This is a genomic window from Streptomyces sp. CO7 (genome assembly GCF_053474865.1).
Genome location: NZ_JBRIOU010000003.1, coordinates 277,844 through 279,109 on the forward strand (window position 1 = coordinate 277,844; position 1,266 = coordinate 279,109).

Genomic DNA, 1,266 nt, shown 5'->3' on the forward strand with positions numbered 1-1,266 from the left:
GTTCGGACCCGGCGGTCTTTGAAGGTGACCCGGTGACGGGGCTACTGTCTGGCGCGTTTCCCCCGACACCGTGGGGATCGGTCCCGTCACAGCCGGTGACGGTCCGTCAGCCGTGAGGCCCGCGCTCCGCCGGCCTCGAAGGGAGTGCGGTCCTCCGTGGGTTGTCACCGCCGCCTCGCACCGCGCCGCTCCGCCCCCGCGGGCCGCGCCTCCTCGGCGCCCGGCGCCGCCCGACTCACCGCCGCCGTCCTCTCGGTCGCCGCCGCCTTCGGGGTCGCCCCCCATGCCGCCGCCGCCCCCGGCACCCCGGACGGGCCTCGGGACGCCCGCTCCGAACTGGACCGGCTGTACACCGAGGCCGAGCAGGCCACCGAGGCCTTCAACCACGCCGACGAGCGCGCCGAGCGGCTGCGCGAGGAGATCGACCAGGCCCAGGACCGGATGGCCCGGCAGCAGGACCGGGTCAACGAGCTGCGCGAGCAGCTGGGTTCGCTGGCCGGCGCCGAGTACCGCTCCGGCGGCATGGACCCGTCGCTGGCCCTGCTGTTCTCCGCCGACCCCGACGACTACCTCGACAAGGCCGCGGTGCTGGACCGCATCGGCTCCCGCCAAGCCGGCAAGCTCACCCGGCTGCGCGGAGCGCTGCGCGAACTCGGCCAGCAGCGCTCGGAGGCCGTCGCGGACCTCGCCGAACTCGAGCGGGTGCGCAAGGACGTGACCGCCCGGAAACGGGTCGTGGAGGGGAAGCTGAGACGGGCCCGGCAGCTGCTGCAGACGCTGCCCGAGGACGAACGCGCCGCCTGGGACCGGGCCGCCCGCTCCGGGCGCGACCTGCCGCCGCTCGGCGAGGACACGGCGGTCTCCGGGCGGGCCGCCGCGGCGCTGGCGGCGGCCCGCACCGCGCTGGGGCGGCCCTACGTCTGGGGCGCGAACGGGCCGACCGCCTTCGACTGCAGCGGACTCACCCAGTGGGCCTGGGGCCGGGCCGGGGTCTCCCTGCCCCGGACCTCGCAGGCGCAGCGGACGGCGGGAGCGCAGGTGCCGCTCTCGCAGGCGCGGCCGGGGGACCTGGTGACGTACCGGTCCGACGCCAGCCATGTCGCCCTCTACGCGGGCAACGGCCAGGTCATCCACGCCCCGCGCCCGGGCGCCGCGGTCCGCTACGACCCGGTCGACATGCTGCCCATCGCCTCCGTCACCCGGCCCTGATCTGGGGCGCCGCCCCTGTGCCGGCGGGCCGGCCCCGATCGCCGGGGCGAGGGGGCG

The 1,266-nt window shown here is 77.3% G+C and carries 1 protein-coding gene; it reads left to right on the forward strand.

Annotated features, from left to right (window positions below):
- The first annotated feature begins 156 nt into the window (after positions 1-156).
- The gene (locus ACOV8S_RS11145; protein WP_448317622.1) at positions 157-1,209 is read left to right on the forward strand and encodes an NlpC/P60 family protein; all 1,053 of its coding nucleotides are present in this window, start codon (positions 157-159) and stop codon (positions 1,207-1,209) included.
- Positions 1,210-1,266: the final 57 nt, after the last annotated feature.